Raw genomic sequence first — 22204 nt, 5'->3', positions numbered from 1 at the left:
TACCGTGGCACCGGCGCCCAAGACGAAAGAGCAGACGCTCGCCTGGCTTCGAACGATTTCAGGCGAGCTGTCGACAGCGACACTCAAGCGACTCGAGGACACGCTGCCCTGGTATGGCGAAATGCCACCAGGGCGGCGGTCCGCCGTCGGCCTTGTCGCGCAAGCGGGGATCACCTCGTTTATCTCCTGGTTCGACGACCCCAAGTCGACACCCTGGATTGCTGCCGACGTCTTCGGCGCCGCCCCACGTGAACTGCTGCGGTCGATCAGCCTGCAGCAGACTCTTCAACTCATTCGTGTGACCGTCGAGGTCGTCGAAGAACGGGTGAAGGAGGGCGGCGAGCTTCTCCGTGAAGCGATCCTGCTCTACTCCCGGGAGATTGCATTCGCCTCAGCGGATGTCTACGCTCGCGCCGCCGAGGCCCGCGGCCTCTGGGACGCCCGCCTTGAAGCCCTCGTCGTCGACTCCATTCTCTCCGGGGAATATGACGATGAGCTGCCGAGCCGCATCGCTGCTCTGGGCTGGCACGGTCACGGCGAAGCGTGTGTGCTCGTCGGCACCACCCCCAAAATGCTGGACGTCGACCAGTTGCGTCGCGCCGCCCGCCACATGTCCGCCGACGTTCTGATCGGCGTGCAGGGCAACCGGCTGGTTCTGGTGATCGGCCGCGCGCACCCGACCCCGGTCGACAGCGACGACGCGATCGGCACCGCAGCCACGCTGACCTTCATGGAAATCGCGATGGCACTCGAGCCCAACTTCGGGCCGGGGCATCTCGTGCTCGGCCACGAGGTTCCGAACCTCGTCGATGCGTCGAAGAGCGCCAAGGCGGCCCTTGCCGGTTTCGCCGTCGCCCGTTCCTGGCGCAACGCTCCACGGCCGGTGCAGGCCGACGACTTGCTGCCGGAGCGCGCTCTGGCGGGCGACCCGCTCGCTCGCGCCACCTTGATTCACCGCATCTATCGACCGCTACAGGCTCACTCCACCGAACTTCTGACGACACTGTGGTGCTACCTCGACAACGGTCGTTCACTTGAGGCGACAGCGCGGGAGCTTTTCGTGCACCCGAACACGGTGCGCTACCGCCTGAAGCGGGTCTCCGAGGTGATCGGCTACGACGCGACCGGCGCCCGGGAGGCGCTGATCCTGCAGTCGGCATTGATTCTCGGCTCGATCAGCGATCACGACGGGTCGACGCGGCGGCGCTAGCTCGCTTGACGTTGCCTGTTCCGCCGCGCGGGCTCTCTTGCCCGCCGACACCCGCCGACTTTGACACTTGCGGTCGAGGTACCCCGGCACACCAGGGAAAGTCGACCGGAAGTGTCAAGCTCGGCGAAGTTGGTCTCGACAGGTGTGAGCAGCGGGGGCACTCGATCACCGGGCTTCTGACAGATCCAACAAGGGATCCGCCAATTCTTGGTGGAGTGTCAACACACCGTCGTCCGACAGGATTGAGAGACTAGTCAGGTGATTGTCGTCGTTTGCCCTGGACAGGGCTCGCAAACCCCCGGTTTCCTCGCACCCTGGCTGGAACGCCCCGATTTCGCCGCAGACCTGCGCGCGATTTCCGACGCGGTCGGACTCGATCTGGTTGCCCACGGCACGACCAGCGATGCCGACACCATCCGCGACACAGCAATTGCCCAACCACTGATCGTTGCCGCCGGCCTCCTCACGCTCAAAGCACTGCTCGCCGACGGCCGTCGTGAGCGTGTCGCCGGCATCGCCGGGCACTCGGTCGGCGAGCTCACCGCCGCAGCAGGTGCCGGCATCCTCAGTGATGCTGAGGCCGTCCGTTTCGTGCGCGAGCGCGGTGCGGCAATGGCGGCGGCCGCCGCTCTGACGCCGACCGGCATGAGCGCCGTCCTCGGCGGCGATGAAGCCGAACTTCTTACGCGCCTCGACGAGCTCGGTCTCGAACCGGCCAACTTCAACGGCGGCGGACAGATCGTCGTCGCCGGCGCACCCGACGCCCTCGCCGCCCTGGCCGAAAACCCGCCGACACGCGCCCGAGTGATTCCCTTGCAGGTGGCCGGTGCATTCCACACCCGGTATATGAAGCCTGCCGTCGAGCGTCTTGCCGAGGTCGCGACCGGTTTGCAGACGACTGACCCCACTCTTCCCATCTGGACGAACAACGATGGGAGCCGCGTGACAAGTGGCTCCCGATTCGTCGAGCTTCTCGTCGGCCAGGTGTCGTCGCCGGTACGGTGGGACTTGTGCATGGCCGCCTTCTCGGAGGCCGGCGTGACCGGAATCATCGAGGTCGCCCCCGCCGGCGCCCTGGTGGGACTCGCCAAACGTGCATTGAAGGGCATTCCCAGCGTGGCCATCCGCACTCCGGATGACCTTCCCGCCGCCTGGGAGCTGATCGATCAGCACGCCTGATCACTCCTCCCCCATCCCGGCCCACCCAGCCCGGCCCACCCAGCCCTCGACCAAGAGATACCCATGACGAAGCCCCTCCTTGTACAGTCGCACGGCCCCGAGTTCACCCGCATCCTCTCCGTCGGCGCCGCCCGCGGCGACCTGATCGTTCCGAACGACGAGCTGGTCGGTCCGATCGACTCCTCCGACGAGTGGATTCAGCAGCGGACCGGCATCATCACCCGCACTCGTGCGAGCCGCGACATCAACGCCGTCGACCTCGCCACGGATGCCGCCCGTGAGGCCGTCGAACGCTCCGGCATCGCCCCCGAGCTCATCGACCTCGTGATCGTGGCCACCATCAGCAACATTCAGCAGACCCCGTCGATCGCCGCCGTCGTGGCCGACTCCGTCGGTGCCAACCCGGCCGCCGCCTACGACATGAACGCCGCATGTGCCGGCTACGCCTACGCGGTGGCTCAGGCCGACGCGCTGATCCGCACCGGCGCCGCTCACTACGCGCTCGTCATCGGCGCCGAGAAGCTCTCGGATGTCGTCGACCCGACCGACCGCAGCATCTCCTTCCTCCTCGGCGACGGCGCGGGCGCTGTCGTCATCGGTCCGAGCGAATACCCGGGTATCTCCAGCACTGTCTGGGGTTCCGACGGCTCGAAGGCCGGGGCTGTGGCGATGAACCACACGCTGGCCGAGTTCCGTCGCGGCGAATCCGAGTGGCCGACGCTGCGCCAGGAAGGCCAGACGGTCTTCCGTTGGGCAGTCTGGGACATGGCCAAGGTGGCCAAGCAGGCCCTCGACGCCGCCGGTATCACCAGCGACGACCTGGCCGCATTCATTCCGCACCAGGCGAACATGCGCATCATCGACGAGTTTGCGAAGCAGCTGAAGCTGCCGGCATCCGTCGTGATCGCCCGTGACATCGCAACCACCGGCAACACTTCGGCCGCCTCGATCCCGCTGGCAACCCACCGTCTGCTCGAAGAAAACCCCGAACTCAGCGGCGGTCTCGCCCTGCAGATCGGCTTCGGAGCCGGTCTTGTCTTCGGCGCGCAGGTCGTCGTTCTGCCTTAAGGCCTCCCCCGTCCCCCTAAACTAGGTCTCGGTCAAACGAGACACCCCCCAAGGAGAAAAAAATGGCATTGTCCACCGAAGAAGTTCTTGCCGGCCTGGCCGAGCTCATCAACGACGAGACCGGCATTGCAACCGACTCGGTTGAGCTGGGTAAGTCGTTCACCGACGACCTCGACATCGACTCCATCTCAATGATGACCATCGTCGTCAACGCAGAAGAGAAGTTCGATGTGAAGATCCCCGACGAAGAGGTCAAGAACCTCAAGACCGTCGGCGACGCCGTCGAGTTCATCGTCAAGGCACAGGACTAAGACCTCGTATCGAGAGCGGGTCGGCCGGGAAACCGGTCGGCCTGCTCTCCCTGGGGCATGCCCCTTCGTGTTACCCCGTTCCTTGGAGAGTTGACCGTTATGACCAAAAAGATCGTTATCACCGGCATCGGTGCGACCTCCCCGCTCGGCGGCACGGCCGCCGACAGCTGGTCCGCCCTGCTCGCCGGCGCCTCAGGCGCGAGCCCCCTCGACTACCCGTGGGTTGCTGAAACGCAGCTCCCGGTGACCTTCGCCGCTCAGGCCAAGGTCTCCCCCAGTTCCGTGCTCGAACGTCACGAGACCAAGCGCCTCGACCCGTCCAGCCAGTTTGCTCTGATCGCCGGGCGTGAAGCCTGGGCGGATGCCGGCTCGCCAGAGGTTGACCCCGAACGCCTCGCCGTTGACTGGTCAACCGGCATCGGCGGAGTCTGGACCCTGCTCGACGCGTGGGACACCCTGCGCGAACGCGGCCCCCGCCGTGTCTTGCCGATGACCGTTCCGATGCTCATGCCGAACGGCCCCGGAGCAGCAATCGGCATGGACCTGCACGCACGTGCCGGCATCCGCACCGTCGTCTCCGCTTGCGCGTCCAGCACCGAAGCGCTCGTCAACGCCTACGACCGTCTGCAGGCGGGCCTGGCCGATGTGATCATCGCCGGTGGCTCCGAAGCTGCGATTCACCCGCTGCCGATCGCGTCGTTCGCCGCCATGCAGGCGCTGTCGAAGCGCAACGACGACCCGGCCACCGCCTCACGTCCGTACGACCTGACCCGTGACGGCTTCGTTCTCGGTGAGGGTGCAGCCGCGCTTGTCGTCGAAACCGAAGAGCACGCTCTCGCTCGCGGCGCTCGTATCTACGCCGAACTGCTCGGCGGTTCGATCACCAGCGACGCGTACCACATCACCGCGCCGGACCCCGAAGGTTCCGCCGCGGCACGGGCGATGCTCACGACCATCCAGAACGCCGGTGCCAGCCTGGCGGATGTCTCCCACATCAACGCCCACGCCACCAGCACCCCGGTCGGTGACATCGCCGAGTACAACGCACTGCGTCGCGTCTTCGGCGATCTGCTCGACGGCATCCCCGTGTCGGCGACGAAGGCCTCGACCGGCCACCTTCTCGGTGGCGCCGGAGCAATCGAAGCCCTCTTCACGGTGAAGGCCCTACACGAGCGCCTTGCCCCGCCGACGATCAACCTGACCGAGCAGGACCCGGCGATTCCGCTGGATGTTGTGACGTCGCCGCGTGCACTGCCGGCCGGAGACCTGCTGGCGATCAGCAACTCCTTCGGCTTCGGCGGACACAACGCGGTCGTCGCGTTCCGCAGCGTCTAACCTCGAACACTCGCACCGCCACGCTCCGACTGGAGCACCCACAGAAAGACCCCGCCGGGAAGCCACCGGCGGGGTCTTTTCTTCGATGCGGTTCAGGGCGTTTCGTCTGTGTACGACCGGGACATTGCCACCGACCTGCGCATGTGACGCCACGCAACCTGAACCGCAAGTTCAGGCAGAATACTCGATCTCAGCCCACGTTGTGCAGCCAGACAATTGAGTTCATGTCACTGGCGTGCCGGAACGGCTCAAGCTCGTCATCCCAGGCCTGGCCGAGCACCAGACGGAGCTCCCGATGCAACTCGCGCACGTTCATCCCGGCCAGCTCGAGCGCACTGCGCAGCCGATCTTCGGGGATCACGATGTTGCCCACCGCGTCGGTCTGAGCGAAGTAGATCCCGAGATCGGGCGTGTGCAGCCAACGGCCGCCATCAGTGCCGGGACCGGGATCTTCCGTCACCTCATAGCGGAGGTGTTCCCAGCCGCGCAGGGCTGACGCGAGGGAGGCCCCGGTGCCGGGTGCGCCCTCCCAGTAGTATTCGGCGCGCTGGGCATCCTTCAGGACCGGTTGCTCAGACCAGGCAAAATTCGCCGCCTCGCCGAGCGCTCGACCAACCGCCCACTCGACGTGCGGGCAGAGCGCTCGCGGTGCCGAGTGAACATAAATAACTCCCCGTGCAGTGGGTACCTGACGGGTTTGTACTGCCGTCATCAATTTCTCCGTTCTGGTGAGGTGCGTCTTCCCCAACGACCTCGAAACGAATCTGATTCGGCAATGCTGTGAAATTATGCGGCGGTGAGGCCGTTAGCTGATTATGCCCTACCGCTTCCGAGGACCACAACCGCGGAAATGTACCTGCGTGTCGTCGTCAGTTCTGCAACGTTCAGCTCCGCACCCGCGCAATTATGTATATTCGGTATATATTCAGCGGTCAGTTGATCAGGAGCCCCGATGTCAGTTCGAAGCAGTCTTCTCGCGATCCTGACTCTCGGCCCGGCCTACGGATTTCAACTTCATGTTGAACTGCGCTCGCGCACCGGAGCGCGACGGACCGTCAATGTGGGTCAGATCTACGCCACCCTCGACCGCCTGGTCACGCAGGGAGCGGTAGACGCCGCCGGGGTGACCGATGACGGCCTGCCGCTCTATCGGCTGGCCGAGCCCGGCCACCGTGAAGCGCTCACCTGGCTACACGACACGTCAAGTGTGGCCGGCGAGGAATGGTCGGAGTGTCTTGACCGAGTGCTGATTGCCTCGTCGCTGCCCGAGATTGATGCGCTTGAGATCATTGCGGCCTACCGCCGAGCCTGGTCGGCCGACCCTGAGCGCCCGGCGGAGAATGGCCAGGAACGGCTGGTTGCCGCGGCAGATACGGCCCTTGCCGCCGCGGCGCTGGCCTGGCTGGATGAGGCGGCGACGGCAATCAGTGCCTCCGAACCCGGTTCCTTCGAGCGTGAGCTGAGCGACGAACGTCCGCGGCGGGGCCGCCGGCCGACACACGTGCCCGACGTGGAGGAGAGCGCGGGCTGACCGTTCGCCCGCCTGCTACTTCGCGTCTGCGTAGCTGTCGACGACGGCGACGGTCAGCGGAAAGTCAACGGGGAACTCACCGAACAACAACCGGCCGGCCCGGGCCGCAGCCTCATGGATGAGCGCCACCACCTGCTCGACTCGTTCGGCCGGTGCATGCACGATCACCTCGTCGTGCAAGAAGAAGACGAGGTGCGGTGCTTCACTGAAGGGCCCGGCCGCAGCGCCCGTTGACTCCGGTTGCGGATGCTGGACGCCGAGCACGAGCAACGCCTTGCGGATCTCGGCCATCCAGCACAAGGCCCATTCCGCGGCGCTTCCTTGCACAATGAAGTTGCGGGTGAAGCGTCCCCAATCGCGCGCCTCGCTGCGTGCACGCCGCTCGTCGGTCGAGGAGGCGGCGGGGTCGTACGCTTGCGCCTGGGTGGCCAGCCATCGTTCGCCCGGGCGAGGCGAGGAGCGACCGAGACGGGTCGACACGACGTCGCCGCGTTCGCCGGCACGTGCCGCGGCCTCGGTCAACGCGAGCGCCCGCGGGTAGGCTTTCGCCAGGCTCGGCAGCAGCCTGCCGCTCTCGCCGGATGTCGCCCCGTACATGGCGCCGAGCATCGCAATCTTCGCTTGATCGCGCGTCTCAACGACGCCACGCGCGACGATTCCGGCGTAGAGGTCGGTGCCCCGTCCGGCATCCGCCATCGCCATGTCACGGGAGAGCGCGGCGAGGATGCGAGGCTCCAGCTGTGCGGCGTCGGCCACCACCAGCTTCCAGCCGTCATCGGCGACGACGGCGCCGCGCACCTGCTTGGGTAGCTGGAGGGCGCCGCCGCCCTTGGCTGCCCAGCGCCCGGTCACGACGCCGCCCGGAACGTAGTCTGGCCGGAATCTGCCGTCGACGATCCAGGTGTCCATCCAGTACCAGCCGTTCGCGGTGAGCAGGCGCGAGCGCTTCTTGTACTCCAGTAGCGGCGCGATGACCGGGTGCGTGAGCTCCTGCAGCTCCCAGGCTCGAGTGGACGTCACCCGGAGCCCAGCCCGCTGCAGCGATTTCAAGACGTCTTGCGGCGAATCGGGGTTCAGCACGGGGTCGCCGAGTGCCGTGCGAATCTGGCCGGCCAACTGCTCGAGCCGGCTCGGCCGGGTGCCGTACGGCACCCGGGGCCCGAGTTCAGCGGTGAGCAGCTGAGCGTGGATGTCGGTGCGCCACGGAAGCCCGGCGAACTGCATCTCTGCCGCGATCAGGGCGCCCACCGACTCCGCGGCCAGGAGAAGACGCAGTCCGGCTGGTTCTGCCGACGTCGCGACGGCATCCATTTGGCGGGTGAACTCGGCCAGAGCATCACCGCCGGCGGATTCAGAATCATCGGAGTCGCTTGATCCGGGTTCGGATGCGAAGAAATCGAAGAGTGTGGCCGGCGCGACGGCGGAGGCGTCGGCGATCGCCGACGCGCCATCCCACTGGGTGGGTGCGGCACGGGCCAGACCGCTGTCTGCGGTCAACTCGGAGTTGCGCAGAATTGCGTGAGAGAGTCGCAAGTCGTGGGCGCGCTGCACACGGATGCCCGCCCGCAGCAATCCCGGATACCACCGTGCGGTGTCGTCCCAGACCCACCGGGTGGCGTCGGGCTCCTCGTCCAGCACGTACGCGTGAAACTCCGCCTCGGTGAGAGTCTGGGGCGCGGCCGATGGAGCGACGCCGTCAGCGGTGAGTTCGACGCTCTGCACGAGGACTCCCCCGCTGCCCGACTCACTCACGACGCGATACACACTGCAATTCTCTCCCGGACCACTGACACCGCATCACCACGCGTCCGGACGTTGACTCAACCCGTCAGCTCTCGCCCCAGGCCTCCGAGAGCAAGGCCAACGTCTCCTCATCGCTCAACTGGTGAAAGTCCGAATAGAACTGCCCGATGGCCCAGAAGACATGGGGCGCCTCCACGACCACGAGGGCGTCGACCACCTCGGCCAGTTCATCGAGCCGATCGGCCGGCGCAACCGGAACCGCGAGCACTACCCGTGTGGCGCCCTCCCGTCGCAACACAGCAACCGCCGCCTTCGCCGTGGCGCCCGTCGCCACCCCGTCATCGACGACCACGACTTCCCGTCCGCGCACCGGGAGCGTCGGGCGGTCACCGCGATAGCGTCGCCGACGCCGCTCGATCTCCGCGAGCTCACGGGTGCGGCCCGCATCGAGTCCCTGGACGTCGCTGCCCGTGGCCCGGAACACGTCGAGATTCACGATGGTCGGCGCCTCGGTGTCGGGGAGTGCCGCATCGTCCTGAGCATCGGCGTCCCACGTGTCAGCGTCGTGAGTGACACCGTCGCGCGCTGCGCCGCCGGGCAGATCCGCCGCATCCGCCACTGCCGCGAGCGCCACCTCCGGATACCCGGGGGCACCGATCTTTCGCACGATCAGCAGATCGAATGGCGCTGCCAGCGCCCGCGCCACCTCCAGGGCGACCGGAACGCCGCCGCGCGGCAGGGCGAGCACGATCGGATCGTCGAGGTGCAACGCGACAAGACGCGTCGCGAGTCGACGCCCGGCTTGCCTGCGGTCGCTGAACATCACCATTTCGCTTCCTTGTCGAAAGCCTAGCCCGGGTTGAGGGGAACGACAGGGGGCGCTACGCTCGGTCCGCATCGCCCCGCTACCCTGACCACGAGTCAAAGGAGATTCCCATGGCACCTCGATATACCGCCCCTCTTGGCGCACCGTGTTGGATCGATCTGATGAGTTCTGACACCGATCGTGCGGTGTCGTTTTACGGCGACATCTTCGGCTGGCGCGCTGAACAGGGCGGCGAGGAGTACGGCGGCTACATCAGCCTGTACCAGGGCGACGCCATCGTTGCCGGGCTGATGAAGAACGAGGCAGATTCCGGGTATCCCGATGGCTGGTCTACCTACCTGTCGAGCGTTGACATCCATGCGACAGTCTCGGCCGCGGAGTCGGCAGCCGGAACCATCCTTCTGCAGCCGATGGACGTGGTGTCGCTCGGCCGGATGGCCGTGATCGCCGACCCCGGCGGCGCCTCGATCGGAGTGTGGGAACCGAATGAACTCACCGGGTTCGCCGCACATGGCCTGGCGGGAACGGCGTACTGGCATGAATTGCACACCCGCGATTACCCGGCCGTCGTGCCGTTCTATCAGAAGGTCTTCGGTTGGCAAACGGAGATCACCGGCGACACCGACGAATTCCGCTACACCGTGCAGGTCTCCGGGCCCGAACAGTTGGCCGGAATCATGGACGCCCACGGATTTCTGCCGGAGGGCGTGCCGTCAAGCTGGCAAGTCTATTTCGGCTCAGCGGATGTCGATGCCACCCTGGCACGGATCGTCGAGTTGGGCGGAAGCATCGTCGAAGAGGCCGAAGACACTCCGTTCGGTCGGCTCGCCGGCGCTACCGACCCGGACGGGTCATTCTTCAAGCTCACGTCGCTTACCTTGTGACCCACGCTGTGACCCACCGCTCCTGACGAGCACGCCTGACTGAAGGGCCACCGATGATCACGACCCTGGCTCCGAACGAAGTCTTCGTTTTCGGCTCGAACGCCGCCGGCGCGCACGGTGGGGGCGCCGCTCGTCTGGCCTGGGAGCGATTCGGCGCCGTCTGGGGCGAAGGCCACGGCTTGCACGGACAGAGCTACGGCATCGACACGATGAGCGGCTTGCCCGTGATCGAGCAGGAGGTGGCTGGGTTTCTCGAGTTTGCCGCGGCGCATCCTGAACTGCGTTTCTTGGTCACCGCGATCGGCTGCGGGATCGCGGGGTACCAGCCGCACCAGATCGCGCCGCTCTTTGCGGGAAGCACCAGCAATGTGGTGCTTCCCGACCGTTTCATACGTGAACTCGGTGAGCGCGGTGAGTCCGGTGAGCCAGGGACGACTCAGTAGCCGCCGCCCGCTGCCGGGGTTGTGACCTTGGCCCCGTCGGGACCGACCACCCACCAGATTCCGCCGACTCCCTGCCCGTTCACATCGCCGGCTGCCGTGTCTGCCGCATAACGGTAGAGCGGAAGTCCGTTGAGGGTCACCTGATCTTTTCCGTCGGGGAGAGTGATGGTGCCGAGCGTGCCGGTGACTCCCTCAGCCGTCGGGGTACCCGTGGTCGTCACCGGCGGCCAACTTGCCAGGCAGTTGCCTTCGCAGGCGCTCTTGCCGGAATTGGCGGTGTCGTTGTCGAAGACGTAGACAGTCATTCCCGTGCCGTCGACGACGATCATGCCGAGCGAACTCGACGCTGTTGAGAGGGCCGCCGTCGAGGCGCCGGGTATGGCCGTCGACGAACTGCTCGACGAGGAGCTGCTTGACGAGCTGGGGGTCGAGCCGTAGCCACCACCCCCACCGGTTTGGGAGCATCCGGCGAGCGCCAGCACGGCCAACGCCCCGACGACGAGTGCTCCTCGAATCTTCGTGTTCATGAGTGGGTCTTTCTCCCCCGGTTTGTGTCTTCTCCGACGATGGGCAACCCCCACTCATGAACACGAGACATGAAGCCGCCCGGTTCAGCCGACTCGCTGAACCGGGCGTTGGGTCATTCGTCGTTCTCCCGACCGCGGTGACCCTGCTCCTCCTCCTTAGTCGCTGTCGTCGTGACTGCCCTGACCGCCAGGGCCGCCCAGCGGAACGATGGTGACCTTGCCGATCGGTTGCGGGTTCCCTGTCGCATCGGGCACGAACGAGTCGGTCGTGACATAGAGGCTGCCCTTGTGCAGTTCGATGGCTGCCGGTGACGACAGCGCCAGCAATACCGAGGGTGTGGATGCCCCGCGCGGGATGACCGAGATCTGGCCGCTGCCGGTCGGTCCACCGAACAGCTCGGCTACATAGATGATTCCCGACTTCGGCGAGACGGCAAGCCCTGTGGCTCCACCGAATCCGGAGGCCACCTTCACGACCTCTCCGCTGTCAGGATCAACCTTGACAACCGAGCCGCGGGCGCCGAGTTCTTGCGACTCCGGGCCACCCGGAAGTGAGGTGACGTACAGCCACCCGTCGGGGCCGAGCTCGACATCCGTCGGCACCGGCTCAAACCGGTAGTTGTATCCCGTAGTGCACGTCGGCAACCCAAATTGAGCCACCACTTCTGCAGTGGCGACGATCGGATCGGCGGGTGGCAGAACAGCGGTCGTCGACACGGTGCCGTCGTAGTCCACTCTCAGGATGTCGTTGCCTCCGGCATCGGCCACATAGACCGCATCATCGAGTGCCACGCTTCCATAGGCGTGGGTGTCAATGACGCCGGTGTAGCTGGCCGGTTGGTATGGCGGAGCCGAAGGGTCGATTTGATCGGCACAGGCCTGTGGCAACCCCTCAAACCCGTAGGTGTTGATCTGGTCGGGGTTTGCTGAGTTTTCGTAGGCCCAGAGGTCGGCAACCGGGGTCGGTGCACCGCCGTTATCCATCTTCATCAGTGAAGAGCTGCTGTGATCCATCGCGTTCTGTGCGTAGTAGACGGTGCCGCCCCGCTCAGAGACAGCGCCGATCTCCTGACCGGGCGCGCTCGCCGCAACCGAAGCCGTGCCGCTCCGAGTCACCTGGGTGAGCTGCCCGATGAAGTTCTGGGTGGTGTAGACGGTTCCGTCGCGCTGCACGGCGAGGCTGAGCGGCGAAGTGAGGCCGTCCGTGAGGGTGACCGGAGTTCCTGTCTGCGGGGGCGAGCTTCTATCGCGGCCGCCGGCGAGCGCCGGTGCGGCAACGGTCATCGCGGCGAGCGCAATTGCACTTACTGCGGCAACAAGCAACGGCTTTTTCATTGAGTCCTCCCTGTTTTCGATGGGTGATGCCTCGAGGGGGGCTCGCAATCGCCTCACGCAACGAGGGCTTGACGCCGCGAAGGATACCCCCGTTCGGGGGGTATATCTAGGGAGCTTGACTGAGCGCGTTCTGCACGGGCAATGAACCCGCCAAGGAACCAGGAGAACCCTCCAAGGAATCGCAGAACACCGTGCTGGAACAGAACCGTTAGGTTTTGCGCCGGCACCGTGAGGAAACCGTTAGGGCCAGCGCCACCCGCTCCCGGGAGGTATCTAATCGTTCTCTGCACCCCCGTGGTGCACGCGCCCCGACCGGGTGTTCGCGTCGCTCAAACAGCAGGAGTTTCCGTGCTCGACCTTGTTTACGTTCTCGGCATCATCGCCGTGTTCGCACTCGTCGGCCTTGTCGCTTGGGGGGTGGAGAAGCTGTGATCTTCTTCAACATCCTGGCCGCAGCGCTCGCCGTCGCTTCGATTGCCTACCTTGTCTACGCCCTCGTGAAACCGGAGAAGTTCTAATGGCCGCGTGGTTCGCGATTCTCCAGGCCGCCACACTGGTCGTCATTCTCGCTGCCCTGTATCGTCCGCTCGGCGACTACATGGCCCACATCTACACGAGCACGAAGGATCTCAAGGTCGAGCGCGGCTTCTACCGCTTGATCGGCGTGGATGCCCGGGCCGAGCAGGCCTGGCCGTCGTACCTCCGCGGCGTTCTCGCGTTCTCAGCGGTCAGCGTTCTGTTCGTCTACGCCCTCCAGCGCGCCCAGGCGATCTTGCCGTACTCGCTCGGCTTTCCCGCGGTGCCCGAGGGGCTCTCGTTCAACACCGCAGCCTCCTTCGTCTCCAACACCAACTGGCAGTCATACTCGCCCGACGTGACGATGGGCTACGCGGTGCAGATCATGGGCCTCGCCGTGCAGAACTTCGTCTCTGCCTCCGTAGGCATTGCGATCGCCGTCGCCCTGATCCGTGGGTTCTCCCGACGCAAATCCGGCACGATCGGCAACTTCTGGGTCGACTTGACCCGTGGAACGTTGCGTCTGCTTCTGCCGATCTCGGTGATCGGCGCGATCATCTTGATCGCCGGCGGCGTCATCCAGAACTTCAACGGATTCACCGAGATGACCACCCTCAGCGGTGGCACCCAGTCAAYTCCGGGCGGACCTGCCGCGTCACAAGAGGTGATCAAACTGCTCGGTACCAACGGCGGCGGCTTCTTCAACGCCAACTCGTCGCATCCGTTCGAAAACCCGAAGGCCTGGACGAACCTTTTCGAGATCGTGCTGATGCTCATGATTCCGTTCAGTCTGCCGCGCACCTTCGGCACTATGGTCGGCAACCGCAAGCAGGGGTACGCGATCCTCGCCGCGATGGCGACGATCTTCGTCATCTCGCTGACGGCTCTCACTCTGCTCGAGTTCGCCGGCGCCGGCACCGCGCCGATGGCGGCCGGCGGCGCAATGGAGGGCAAGGAGACACGGTTCGGCATTGCCGGTTCCACCTTGTTTGCCACGACAAGCACCCTGACCTCCACGGGTGCGGTGAACTCGATGCACGACTCATTCACCTCAGTCGGCGGAATGCTTCCGATGCTCAACATGATGCTCGGCGAGGTTGCGCCGGGTGGTGTGGGCTCCGGCATCTACGGCATGCTCGTGCTCGCCGTCATCACGGTGTTCCTTGCCGGGCTACTGGTCGGTCGCACGCCGGAGTACCTCGGCAAGAAGATCGGCACCCGCGAGATCAAACTCGCCAGCCTCTACATTCTGGTCACACCGACCATCGTGCTGATTGGAACCGCACTCAGCTTCGCGATCCCCGCGGTTCGAGCGGATGTGCTCTCCACGTCGATCTGGAACCCCGGGCTTCACGGCTTCTCTGAGGTGCTCTATGCGTTCACTTCGGCAGCCAACAACAACGGTTCCGCATTTGCCGGCCTGACCGCCAACACCCCGTGGTTCAACACCGCCCTCGGTGCGGCGATGCTGCTCGGTCGTTTCGTTCCGATCGTGTTCGTCCTCGCCCTGGCCGGTTCGCTCGCCGCTCAAGACAAAGTGCCGGCCACTGCCGGAACTCTGCCGACCCACAAACCGCAGTTCGTGGGCCTGCTCGTCGGCGTGACGATCGTGTTCACCGCCCTCACTTATTTTCCCGTTCTTGCGCTAGGTCCCCTAGCTGAAGGGTTGCAGTAACAACCATGTCAACGCTCACACGTATGTCTTCGGCACCGGAGCACTCCCCCAAAGCACCGCAYCGTCCCGCGCAGAAGAGCGCGGTCAGTGTCGCTCAACTGGTTGCCGCTGCTCCCGGCGCATTCACCAAGCTCGACCCTCGGCTCATGTGGCGCAATCCCGTCATGTTTCTCGTCGAGATCGGCGCGGTGCTCACCACGGCCCTGGCTATCGCCGAACCTTTCCTCGGGGGCCCCGGATCGTCAGGGGGTACTGCGGTTCCGCCGAGTTTCACCTGGGCGATCGCGATCTGGCTCTGGCTCACCGTGCTCTTCGCCAACCTAGCGGAGTCCGTGGCCGAGGGCCGAGGCAAGGCGCAGGCCGACAGCCTGCGTCAGACCCGCACTGACACCACCGCGAACCGGATCAAGGATTACGATCCGCTCGGAGATCCAGCGGCCCTCCATGCCACGGCGCGCGGCCTGTCGTCTGCTGAGCTTCAGCTCGGCGATATCGTCGTGGTCACGGCCGGGGAGCTGATCCCCGGCGACGGCGACATCATCTGGGGCATCGCCTCGGTTGACGAATCGGCGATCACCGGCGAATCGGCCCCGGTCGTTCGGGAGTCCGGCGGCGACCGCAGTGCGGTTACCGGCGGCACCCGGGTGCTTTCCGACCGCATCGTCGTGAAGATCACCAGCAAGCCGGGTGAGACGTTCATCGACCGGATGATCGCCCTCGTCGAGGGTGCCTCTCGCCAGAAGACGCCGAACGAGATGGCGTTGAACATCCTGCTCGCGAGCCTGTCGATCGTCTTCGTCGTCGTGACCCTGACACTGAACCCGATCGCCAGCTATTCGAACGCGACGGTCAGCCTGCCCGTGTTGATCGCCCTACTGGTCTGCCTCATTCCGACGACGATCGGCGCACTGCTCTCGGCCATCGGTATCGCCGGCATGGACCGCTTGGTGCAGCGCAACGTGCTGGCCATGTCGGGCCGCGCAGTCGAAGCCGCCGGTGACGTGACCACGCTGCTACTCGACAAGACCGGAACCATCACCTACGGCAACCGCCGTGCCGCAGAGTTCGCCCCGTTGTCGGGTGTGGCGATGACCGATCTGGTCGAGGCCGCCGCACTGTCATCTCTCAGCGACCCGACGCCCGAGGGCAAGTCGATCGTCGACCTGGCCGAGGAACAGGGTTTCATCAGGCCGACAGCGCTGAGTGGCGACATCGTTCCGTTCACCGCTCAGACCCGGATGAGCGGCATCGACCTCGCCGATGGCGCCGAGATCCGCAAGGGTGCCGGCTCCGCGGTGATCAACTGGATGCTTGAATCCGGCACGGTCACGTCGCAGGCCAAGGCAGAACTCGATGCCCAGGTGCAGCGCATCTCGCTCGCCGGTGGCACGCCCCTCGTCGTGGCCACGAAGTCAGCGGCGGGCCAGGCGCGAATCCTCGGCGTCGTCTACCTCAAGGACATCGTCAAGGAAGGCATCAAGGAGCGGTTCGCCGAGCTGCGTGCCATGGGCATCCGCACCATCATGGTGACCGGTGACAACCCGCTGACGGCGAAAACCATCGCCGCAGAGGCCGGTGTCGATGACTATCTGGCCGAAGCCACTCCCGAAGAGAAGCTCGCGCTGATCAAACGGGAGCAGGAGGGCGGAAACCTCGTTGCCATGACGGGTGACGGAACCAACGACGCTCCGGCTCTGGCTCAGGCGGATGTCGGTGTGGCGATGAACACGGGAACGTCGGCGGCCAAAGAGGCCGGCAACATGGTCGACCTCGACTCTGACCCGACCAAGCTCATTGACATCGTGCGAATCGGCAAGCAGTTGCTGATCACCCGGGGTGCGCTGACGACGTTCTCGATCGCCAACGACGTGGCGAAGTACTTCGCCATCATTCCAGCGATGTTCGCCGGAGTGTTCCCTGGCCTCGCGCTGCTGAACGTGATGCAGCTGCACTCCCCGGCGTCGGCCATCCTGTCGGCGATCATCTTCAACGCGATCATCATCGTCGCGCTGATCCCGCTGGCGCTGCGCGGCGTGAAGTACCGGCCGATGAATGCCTCACGCATCCTCAGCCGCAACCTGCTGATCTACGGCGTGGGCGGTGTGATCGCCCCGTTCCTCGGAATCAAGCTGATCGACGTCTTCGTCAGCCTCATCCCCGGCTTCTAAACCGGAACTTCTCAGCTGAATTCTCGAAACGGAAATAGGACAATGAGTTCAACACAACGCTCCACAGCCCGGCACTACTGGGTCGCTTTCCGGGCCATGCTGGTTCTTACCGTGGCGCTCGGAGTGGTCTACCCACTCGCGATCACCGCGGTCGGCCAGCTGGCACTCCCCTGGCAGGCCAACGGATCAACGGTTGCATCCGGCGGCGACATCGTCGGCTCTGCCCTCATCGGGCAGTCGTTCACCGACGACAAGGGTCAGCCGCTCGCCGAGTGGTTCCAACCGCGTCCGTCGGCGGCCGGTGACGGCTACGACGCTGCTGCCTCAAGTGGCAGCAACTGGGGGCCGGAGAACCCCGACCTGATCGAGGCGATCGCGACCCGCAAGGCCGAGATCTCCGCGACTGACGGTGTCAACCCAGGCAGCATCCCCGTAGACGCTCTGACCGCATCCTCGTCGGGGCTCGACCCACACATCAGCCCGGCCAACGCGCTCATGCAGGTCGAGCGAGTTGCCGCGGCACGCGGGCTCTCCGCGTCAAGCGTGCGCACCCTCGTCGAGTCTAAGATTCAGGGACGGGACCTCGGCATTCTGGGCGATCCCACCGTGAATGTTCTGCAGTTGAACGTCGCCCTTTCAGAGATGGACCAGTAACCGATGAAACACGGCCGACTTCGAGTGTTGCTCGGCGCCGCTCCGGGCGTCGGTAAGACCTACAGCATGCTCGAAGAAGGCAAACGCCTCCGCGAGGAAGGCAAAGATGTGGTCGTCGCGATCGTGGAAACCCACGGTCGCGCGGCCACGTCCGGCATGTTGGACGGCCTCGACATCATTCCGCGGATCGCCGTCTCGCACCGCGACGTCGAGCTGACCGAGATGGACTTGGCGGCGGTGTTGGAACGCCACCCGCAGATCGCCCTCGTCGACGAACTCGCCCACACCAACGCCCCCGGTTCGGTGAATCAAAAGCGCTGGCAAGACGTGCAGACCCTGCTCGCCGCCGGCATCGACGTGATCTCGACCGTCAACATCCAGCACATCGAATCGTTGAACGACGTGGTGCAACAGATCACCGGCGTCGTGCAGCGCGAAACGTTGCCCGACGCGGTGTTACGGGAGGCCGACCAGATCGAGGTCGTCGACCTAGCGCCCCAGGCGCTGCGCGACCGTTTGGCCGAAGGAAATGTCTACCCGGCCGAGCGCATCGACGCGGCGCTGTCCAACTATTTTCGGCTCGGCAACCTGACCGCGCTCCGCGAATTGGCCCTGCTCTGGCTGGCCGACGAGGTCGACAGCGCGTTGAAGGCGTATCGCACCGAGCACGGCATCAGCAATAAGTGGGAGGCCCGGGAGCGCGTTGTCGTGGCGCTGACCGGTGGCCCTGAGGGGGAAACCCTGATCCGCCGTGGCGCGCGCATCGCCGCCCGCTCGGCCGGCGGCGAGTTGCTCGTCGTGCACGTGATCAGTCAGGACGGCCTGCGCACGCCGCATCCGCAGGCCCTCGCCGATCAGCGCGCCCTGGCCGTGGAACTGGGTGGCAGCTACCACCAGGTCGTCGGCGACGACATCCCGCGCGCGCTCGTCGAATTCGCCCGCGCCGCGAACGCCACCCAGCTCGTGCTCGGCGTCAGCCGGCGCACCCGGCTGATGGCCGCCTTCACCGGGCCGGGTATCGGGTCGACGGTGATCCGGGAATCCGGCGACATCGACGTGCACATCGTCACCCACTCGGCAGCGGGCGGCAAGTTCGCGCTTCCCCGCCTCGGCGGTGCCCTCTCGCTGCGTCGGCGCATCCTCGGCTTCGCACTCGCGCTCATCGGAGGCCCGCTCCTCACCTGGCTGCTGGTGTCATTCCGCACGACCGAGTCGATCACCAGTGATGTGCTCAGCTACCAGCTTCTCGTCGTTTTGGTCGCTCTCGTCGGCGGCATGTGGCCTGCTTTGTTCGCCGCTGTCTTGTCGGGGCTCACCCTCGATTACTTTTTCGTCGCGCCGTTTTACACAATCACCGTGGCGGAGCCCCTGCATCTTTTCGCCCTCGTGCTGTACATCGTCAATGCGGTGCTCGTCAGTTATGTGGTCGACATCAGTGCGCGGCGAGGGCGCACGGCCAAGCGGGCGGCGGCCGAATCCGAACTCCTGGCCACCGTCTCGAGCAGTGTGCTGCGCGGCGAAGATGCCCTGCAGGCGCTTGTCACCCGTACGCGCGAGGCGTTCTCCCTGACCGCTGTACAGCTGCGGGTCGGCGACACGGTCGTCTACGAAGACGGCGAGTCTCACGCCGACGACCACACCTCAACCATTCCGGTCGGCGAGCGGGCAGTGCTTGAGCTTCACGGCGCGGACCTGGAGTCGTCGGAACGCCGGCTGCTCACCGTCATCGCCAGCCAGATGGATGCGGCGCTCGAGCACAACGACCTGGCCAAGACGGCCAGCGAGATCGGTCCGTTGGCCGAGGCCGATCGCATCCGGAGCGCCTTACTCGCGGCGGTCGGTCATGACCTGCGTCGGCCGTTGTCTGCTGCGACGGCTGCGGTGAGCGGGCTGCGGGCGACGGATGTGACGCTCTCGGCGGATGATCGCGCTGAGCTTCTGGAGACCGCCGGTGAAAGCCTCGACTCACTCGCCGCGCTCATCACGAACCTGCTCGACGTCAGCCGGCTGCAGGCGGGTGCGCTGGCCATTGCGGCCGAGCCGGTTGAAGTGGCGGAGGTCATCCTTCCGGCACTCGACGAGCTGGGGCTCGGGCCCGACGACGTCGAACTCGACCTGCCTGCCGATCTCAGCCTGATCCTGGCCGATCCGGGGCTACTCGAGCGGGTCATCGTCAATCTGCTGGCCAACGCTACGAGGTTCTCCCCCGCTGGGCGGCGCATTCGCATCTCGGCCAGCGAGTTCGCCGGCACGGTGGAGATCCGGGTGATCGATCACGGACCTGGAATCCCGGCAGACCGCCGCGATGTGGTTTTCATTCCGTTCCAGCGCCTCGGCGACACCGACAATCTCACCGGCCTCGGACTCGGTCTCGCTCTGTCGCAAGGGTTCGTCGCGGGGATGGGTGGAACGCTCGAGGCCGACGACACTCCGGGAGGCGGGCTCACCATGGTGATCTCGCTGCCGGCCGTCGCGACGGGATCTCCAGACATACCCGGTGCACTGGGATCATCAGATGCACCAGACGCTCCAGACTCACCAGGCTCACCCGGCTCAGCAGCAAAGGCAGACGCATGAAGATTCTCATCGCCGATGACGACCCCCAGATTCTGCGCGCCCTGCGCATCACCCTGGGTGCACGCGGTTACGAGATCGTCACTGCCGACGACGGTGCTGCGGCGCTCAACGCGGCGATCGCGCACCATCCTGACCTGGTGATGCTCGACCTAGGCATGCCGAACATCGACGGCATCGGGGTGATCACCGCGTTGCGCGGGTGGTCGCAGGTTCCGATTCTCGTAGTGTCGGGGCGCAGTGGCGCCGCAGACAAGGTTGACGCTCTCGATGCGGGCGCCGACGACTACGTCACCAAGCCGTTCTCGATCGATGAGTTGCTTGCGCGCATCCGTGCGCTCACGCGCCGCGTTGTCGCGCCGGATGACGAACCGGTGGTCAGCTTCGGCGACATCACCGTCAATCTGGCGGCCAAGCAGGTCACTCGGGTCGTGGCCAATGGAGCAACCGGTGAGGGGGCGACGGTTAACGGGGCTTCCGGCCAACAGACGGAGGCCGTGCGGCTGACGCCCACCGAGTGGCTGATCCTCGAGGAGCTGCTGCGCAACCCCGGCCGACTCGTCACTCGGGAGGCGCTACTCACCCGGGTGTGGGGGCCGAACCACACCGGTGACAGCGGCTACCTCCGTCTCTACCTGGCTCAGTTGCGCAAGAAGCTTGAGACGGATCCGTCGCGACCGCGCTACCTACTGACTGAGGCCGGGATGGGGTATCGCTTCACTCCTGACGCGTAGGGCGTCGCCCGGCTTCGGCCGGCTCCGGCCGGGCACTCCTCGCTCACATGGGTCGTGTCAGTGGTGGCTGTCATGCTTGTGGTGGGCGTGACCGGAGAACCCGGGGCAACGAAGCTACAGCCCGTTGACCCGAAAGCAGCACCACCATGATGGGAACCCATCACGCGATCACCGGCGCCGCCGCGTGGGTCGCCGTGACCTCCACCGCCACTCAGATTCCGACTTTGGGCTGGCATCCGCTCGGCCCGGTGAGCGTTGTGCTCGGCGCGGTCGTCTGCGCCGGCGCAGCGTTGTTGCCTGATGCCGATCACCACAATGCGACGATCGCCCATTCACTGCCGGGTGTCGGACGGCTCGCGACCGGAGCCGTCCGTGCCGCGTCAGGTGGGCATCGACATGGCACCCATTCACTGCTCTCCGCGATTCTGGTTCTCGGCACCGCGCTCTGGCTCGCTCAGTCGAGCTGGTATGCCGAGGACCGCACCGGAGCGGTCTTCGTCGGATCGGCCATCGCCGCCGCTGCGCTACTGGCATTCGCGGTGAAGGTGCTGACTGTCGTGCCGGGATGGTGCCAAGCCTGGGCGATCGGAGGCACGATCGCGGCATTGATCAGCTGGCTGAGCCCGCACCAGTGGGAGTGGCTGCCTCTCTGCATCGCCATCGGCTGGGCCGCGCATCTCGCCGGCGACTTTCTGACCACCGGCGGGCTCCCGCTGTTCTGGCCGCTGAAAGTCAAAGCACCCCGATTGGTCTCCCGGACTCCACTGCTCAAAGCCCTCTGGTCCAAAGGCGGGTACTTTGCCTTGCCGATTCTCGGCAACACAGGCTCCTGGCGGGAGTGGTGCTTGATGGTTCCACTGGGGATCTATGCGCTTTCCGGTGTCGGCCTCGAGGTGTGGCAAGTCGTTCAGCGCTAGCGTTCCGGTGATCGAGGAGCGCCCGACGGAGTCGGCCGCGTCTCGAGGCCCCGTGAGCCGTTCTCGGGAACGCAGTCATCGCGGTGGTCGAGTCTGTCGGGGGCCGATCCATCTCGGTGATCGAGGAGCGCCCGACGGAGTCGGACGTGTCTCGAGATCGCGCGAGCCGGTCTCGGGGACCCTTCGTCCGGGTGGGTCAGCGGCCGAGTGTGGTGCGGGCGCGGTGCTGGTTGGCGGGGAGCCAGTCTCTGCCGAGTCCCAGCCAGGGTGGTGCCTTGATCTGCACGGCGCCGTTGAGGATGCGGATCTGCCAGCCGGAGGTTTCGATGGTSGAGTGGTGGTACCARCAGAGGGCGACGCCATTGTTGACGGTGGTTGTGCCTCCGTGCCGCCAGGGGATGACATGGTGCAGTTCGGCCCAGCCGGGCGGTGAGGTGCAGCCGGGGATGATGCAGCCGCCGTCCCGGGCGATGATCGCCTTGCGTTGCCCGTAGGAGAAGAAGCGTTGCTTGAGGTCGAAGGCGACGATTTCACCGGCGTCGTCGGCGAAGACGATCTTCTGCATCCCGCCGGC

The 22204-nt window shown here is 65.6% G+C and carries 21 protein-coding genes; 15 read left to right on the top strand and 6 right to left on the bottom strand.

Annotation, left to right across the window (positions count from 1 at the left end):
• Window positions 1-4 precede the first annotated feature (4 nt).
• The 5 genes from AB4Y63_RS16870 (at window position 5) to AB4Y63_RS16850 (ending at window position 5103) form a co-directional block, all read left to right on the top strand.
• The gene (locus tag AB4Y63_RS16870) at window positions 5-1210 is read left to right on the top strand and encodes a PucR family transcriptional regulator (protein WP_441792233.1); all 1206 of its coding nucleotides are present in this window, start codon (window positions 5-7) and stop codon (window positions 1208-1210) included.
• A gap of 258 nt (window positions 1211-1468) precedes the next feature.
• Window positions 1469-2389 carry an ACP S-malonyltransferase gene (locus tag AB4Y63_RS16865; RefSeq protein WP_441792232.1) on the top strand — a complete coding sequence of 307 codons (921 nt, stop codon included), beginning with the start codon at window positions 1469-1471 and terminating at the stop codon, window positions 2387-2389.
• Between the two features lie 63 nt (window positions 2390-2452).
• Window positions 2453-3457 carry a beta-ketoacyl-ACP synthase III gene (locus tag AB4Y63_RS16860; protein WP_441792231.1) on the top strand — a complete coding sequence of 335 codons (1005 nt, stop codon included), beginning with the start codon at window positions 2453-2455 and terminating at the stop codon, window positions 3455-3457.
• Between the two features lie 62 nt (window positions 3458-3519).
• Window positions 3520-3768, top strand: coding sequence for an acyl carrier protein (locus tag AB4Y63_RS16855; protein ID WP_179577782.1), 249 nt, complete (start codon window positions 3520-3522; stop codon window positions 3766-3768).
• A 99-nt stretch (window positions 3769-3867) separates the two neighbouring features.
• Window positions 3868-5103, top strand: a complete 1236-nt coding sequence (locus AB4Y63_RS16850; RefSeq protein WP_441792230.1) for a beta-ketoacyl-[acyl-carrier-protein] synthase family protein — start codon at window positions 3868-3870, stop codon at window positions 5101-5103.
• Window positions 5104-5293: 190 nt separating this feature from the next.
• Here the strand turns inward: AB4Y63_RS16850 and AB4Y63_RS16845 are convergent, their stop codons facing one another.
• Window positions 5294-5815, bottom strand: coding sequence for a DUF3145 domain-containing protein (locus tag AB4Y63_RS16845; protein WP_441792229.1), 522 nt, complete (start codon window positions 5813-5815; stop codon window positions 5294-5296).
• 240 nt (window positions 5816-6055) lie between these two features.
• Between AB4Y63_RS16845 and AB4Y63_RS16840 the strand changes: the two genes are divergently transcribed.
• Window positions 6056-6634 carry a PadR family transcriptional regulator gene (locus tag AB4Y63_RS16840; RefSeq protein WP_441792228.1) on the top strand — a complete coding sequence of 193 codons (579 nt, stop codon included), beginning with the start codon at window positions 6056-6058 and terminating at the stop codon, window positions 6632-6634.
• Between the two features lie 15 nt (window positions 6635-6649).
• Here the strand turns inward: AB4Y63_RS16840 and AB4Y63_RS16835 are convergent, their stop codons facing one another.
• Together AB4Y63_RS16835 and AB4Y63_RS16830 are read right to left on the bottom strand one after the other, a co-directional pair.
• Entirely contained in the window at window positions 6650-8398 is a 1749-nt protein-coding gene (locus AB4Y63_RS16835) for a bifunctional 3'-5' exonuclease/DNA polymerase (protein WP_441792227.1), read from the bottom strand.
• A 64-nt stretch (window positions 8399-8462) separates the two neighbouring features.
• Complete coding sequence (locus AB4Y63_RS16830) at window positions 8463-9206, bottom strand: phosphoribosyltransferase (RefSeq protein ID WP_441792226.1); 744 nt, start codon at window positions 9204-9206, stop codon at window positions 8463-8465.
• 158 nt (window positions 9207-9364) lie between these two features.
• Here AB4Y63_RS16830 and AB4Y63_RS16825 point away from each other — a divergent pair, with 158 nt between their 5' ends.
• Window positions 9365-10087 (top strand): VOC family protein, encoded by a 723-nt coding sequence (locus tag AB4Y63_RS16825; protein ID WP_441792225.1) that lies wholly within the window; start codon window positions 9365-9367, stop codon window positions 10085-10087.
• Between the two features lie 53 nt (window positions 10088-10140).
• Window positions 10141-10530: an A1S_2505 family phage non-structural protein gene (locus AB4Y63_RS16820; protein ID WP_441792224.1), complete on the top strand. Its 390-nt coding sequence runs from the start codon at window positions 10141-10143 to the stop codon at window positions 10528-10530.
• Here the strand turns inward: AB4Y63_RS16820 and AB4Y63_RS16815 are convergent.
• The gene (locus AB4Y63_RS16815) at window positions 10524-11057 is read right to left on the bottom strand and encodes a COG4315 family predicted lipoprotein (protein ID WP_441792223.1); all 534 of its coding nucleotides are present in this window, start codon (window positions 11055-11057) and stop codon (window positions 10524-10526) included. The genes AB4Y63_RS16820 and AB4Y63_RS16815 overlap by 7 nt on opposite strands.
• Before the next feature lie 156 nt (window positions 11058-11213).
• Window positions 11214-12392 carry a ScyD/ScyE family protein gene (locus tag AB4Y63_RS16810; RefSeq protein WP_441792222.1) on the bottom strand — a complete coding sequence of 393 codons (1179 nt, stop codon included), beginning with the start codon at window positions 12390-12392 and terminating at the stop codon, window positions 11214-11216.
• Between the two features lie 428 nt (window positions 12393-12820).
• On the opposite strand from AB4Y63_RS16810, the gene kdpF reads away from it, so the two are divergent.
• The 7 genes from kdpF to AB4Y63_RS16775 all read left to right on the top strand — a co-directional run bounded on the left by kdpF (window position 12821) and on the right by AB4Y63_RS16775 (window position 21630).
• Window positions 12821-12910, top strand: a complete 90-nt coding sequence (gene kdpF, locus AB4Y63_RS16805) for a K(+)-transporting ATPase subunit F (protein WP_441792221.1) — start codon at window positions 12821-12823, stop codon at window positions 12908-12910.
• Complete coding sequence (kdpA, locus tag AB4Y63_RS16800) at window positions 12910-14583, top strand: potassium-transporting ATPase subunit KdpA (RefSeq protein WP_441792220.1); 1674 nt, start codon at window positions 12910-12912, stop codon at window positions 14581-14583. Before kdpF ends, kdpA begins: the two co-directional genes overlap by 1 nt.
• A 5-nt stretch (window positions 14584-14588) precedes the next feature.
• Window positions 14589-16751, top strand: coding sequence for a potassium-transporting ATPase subunit KdpB (gene kdpB, locus AB4Y63_RS16795; protein ID WP_441792219.1), 2163 nt, complete (start codon window positions 14589-14591; stop codon window positions 16749-16751).
• Between the two features lie 42 nt (window positions 16752-16793).
• A complete protein-coding gene (kdpC, locus tag AB4Y63_RS16790; protein WP_441792218.1) occupies window positions 16794-17405 on the top strand; it encodes a potassium-transporting ATPase subunit KdpC in 612 nt (203 codons plus the stop codon).
• Between the two features lie 3 nt (window positions 17406-17408).
• Window positions 17409-19982, top strand: a complete 2574-nt coding sequence (locus tag AB4Y63_RS16785) for an ATP-binding protein (RefSeq protein ID WP_441792217.1) — start codon at window positions 17409-17411, stop codon at window positions 19980-19982.
• Entirely contained in the window at window positions 19979-20713 is a 735-nt protein-coding gene (locus AB4Y63_RS16780) for a response regulator (protein ID WP_441792216.1), read from the top strand. The genes AB4Y63_RS16785 and AB4Y63_RS16780 overlap by 4 nt, the downstream gene beginning before the upstream one ends.
• A gap of 146 nt (window positions 20714-20859) precedes the next feature.
• A complete protein-coding gene (locus AB4Y63_RS16775; RefSeq protein ID WP_441792215.1) occupies window positions 20860-21630 on the top strand; it encodes a metal-dependent hydrolase in 771 nt (256 codons plus the stop codon).
• A gap of 196 nt (window positions 21631-21826) precedes the next feature.
• Here the strand turns inward: AB4Y63_RS16775 and AB4Y63_RS16770 are convergent.
• Window positions 21827-22204 (bottom strand): HNH endonuclease signature motif containing protein (locus tag AB4Y63_RS16770; protein ID WP_441792214.1); only part of this gene is annotated, 378 nt, incomplete at its 5' end.

This window comes from Leifsonia sp. YAF41, assembly GCF_052113185.1.
Classification (GTDB): Bacteria; Actinomycetota; Actinomycetes; order Actinomycetales; family Microbacteriaceae; genus Cryobacterium.
Note: the sequence above shows the minus strand (reverse complement) of the source record. Positions and strands in the feature narration are given on the sequence as shown.

What these genes read in the sequence shown, in the direction of transcription:
- AB4Y63_RS16850 (WP_441792230.1), top strand. Translation starts at nt 3,868, where the DNA reads ATGACCAAAAAGATCGTTATCACCGGCATCGGTGCGACCTCCCCGCTC.
- AB4Y63_RS16785 (WP_441792217.1), top strand. Translation starts at nt 17,409, where the DNA reads ATGAAACACGGCCGACTTCGAGTGTTGCTCGGCGCCGCTCCGGGCGTC.
- AB4Y63_RS16825 (WP_441792225.1), top strand. Translation starts at nt 9,365, where the DNA reads ATGAGTTCTGACACCGATCGTGCGGTGTCGTTTTACGGCGACATCTTC.
- AB4Y63_RS16775 (WP_441792215.1), top strand. Translation starts at nt 20,860, where the DNA reads ATGATGGGAACCCATCACGCGATCACCGGCGCCGCCGCGTGGGTCGCC.
- AB4Y63_RS16855 (WP_179577782.1), top strand. Translation starts at nt 3,520, where the DNA reads ATGGCATTGTCCACCGAAGAAGTTCTTGCCGGCCTGGCCGAGCTCATC.
- AB4Y63_RS16845 (WP_441792229.1), bottom strand. Translation starts at nt 5,815, where the DNA reads ATGACGGCAGTACAAACCCGTCAGGTACCCACTGCACGGGGAGTTATT.
- AB4Y63_RS16780 (WP_441792216.1), top strand. Translation starts at nt 19,979, where the DNA reads ATGAAGATTCTCATCGCCGATGACGACCCCCAGATTCTGCGCGCCCTG.
- kdpC (WP_441792218.1), top strand. Translation starts at nt 16,794, where the DNA reads ATGAGTTCAACACAACGCTCCACAGCCCGGCACTACTGGGTCGCTTTC.
- AB4Y63_RS16820 (WP_441792224.1), top strand. Translation starts at nt 10,141, where the DNA reads ATGATCACGACCCTGGCTCCGAACGAAGTCTTCGTTTTCGGCTCGAAC.
- AB4Y63_RS16860 (WP_441792231.1), top strand. Translation starts at nt 2,453, where the DNA reads ATGACGAAGCCCCTCCTTGTACAGTCGCACGGCCCCGAGTTCACCCGC.
- AB4Y63_RS16815 (WP_441792223.1), bottom strand. Translation starts at nt 11,057, where the DNA reads ATGAACACGAAGATTCGAGGAGCACTCGTCGTCGGGGCGTTGGCCGTG.
- AB4Y63_RS16840 (WP_441792228.1), top strand. Translation starts at nt 6,056, where the DNA reads ATGTCAGTTCGAAGCAGTCTTCTCGCGATCCTGACTCTCGGCCCGGCC.
- AB4Y63_RS16830 (WP_441792226.1), bottom strand. Translation starts at nt 9,206, where the DNA reads ATGGTGATGTTCAGCGACCGCAGGCAAGCCGGGCGTCGACTCGCGACG.
- AB4Y63_RS16810 (WP_441792222.1), bottom strand. Translation starts at nt 12,392, where the DNA reads ATGAAAAAGCCGTTGCTTGTTGCCGCAGTAAGTGCAATTGCGCTCGCC.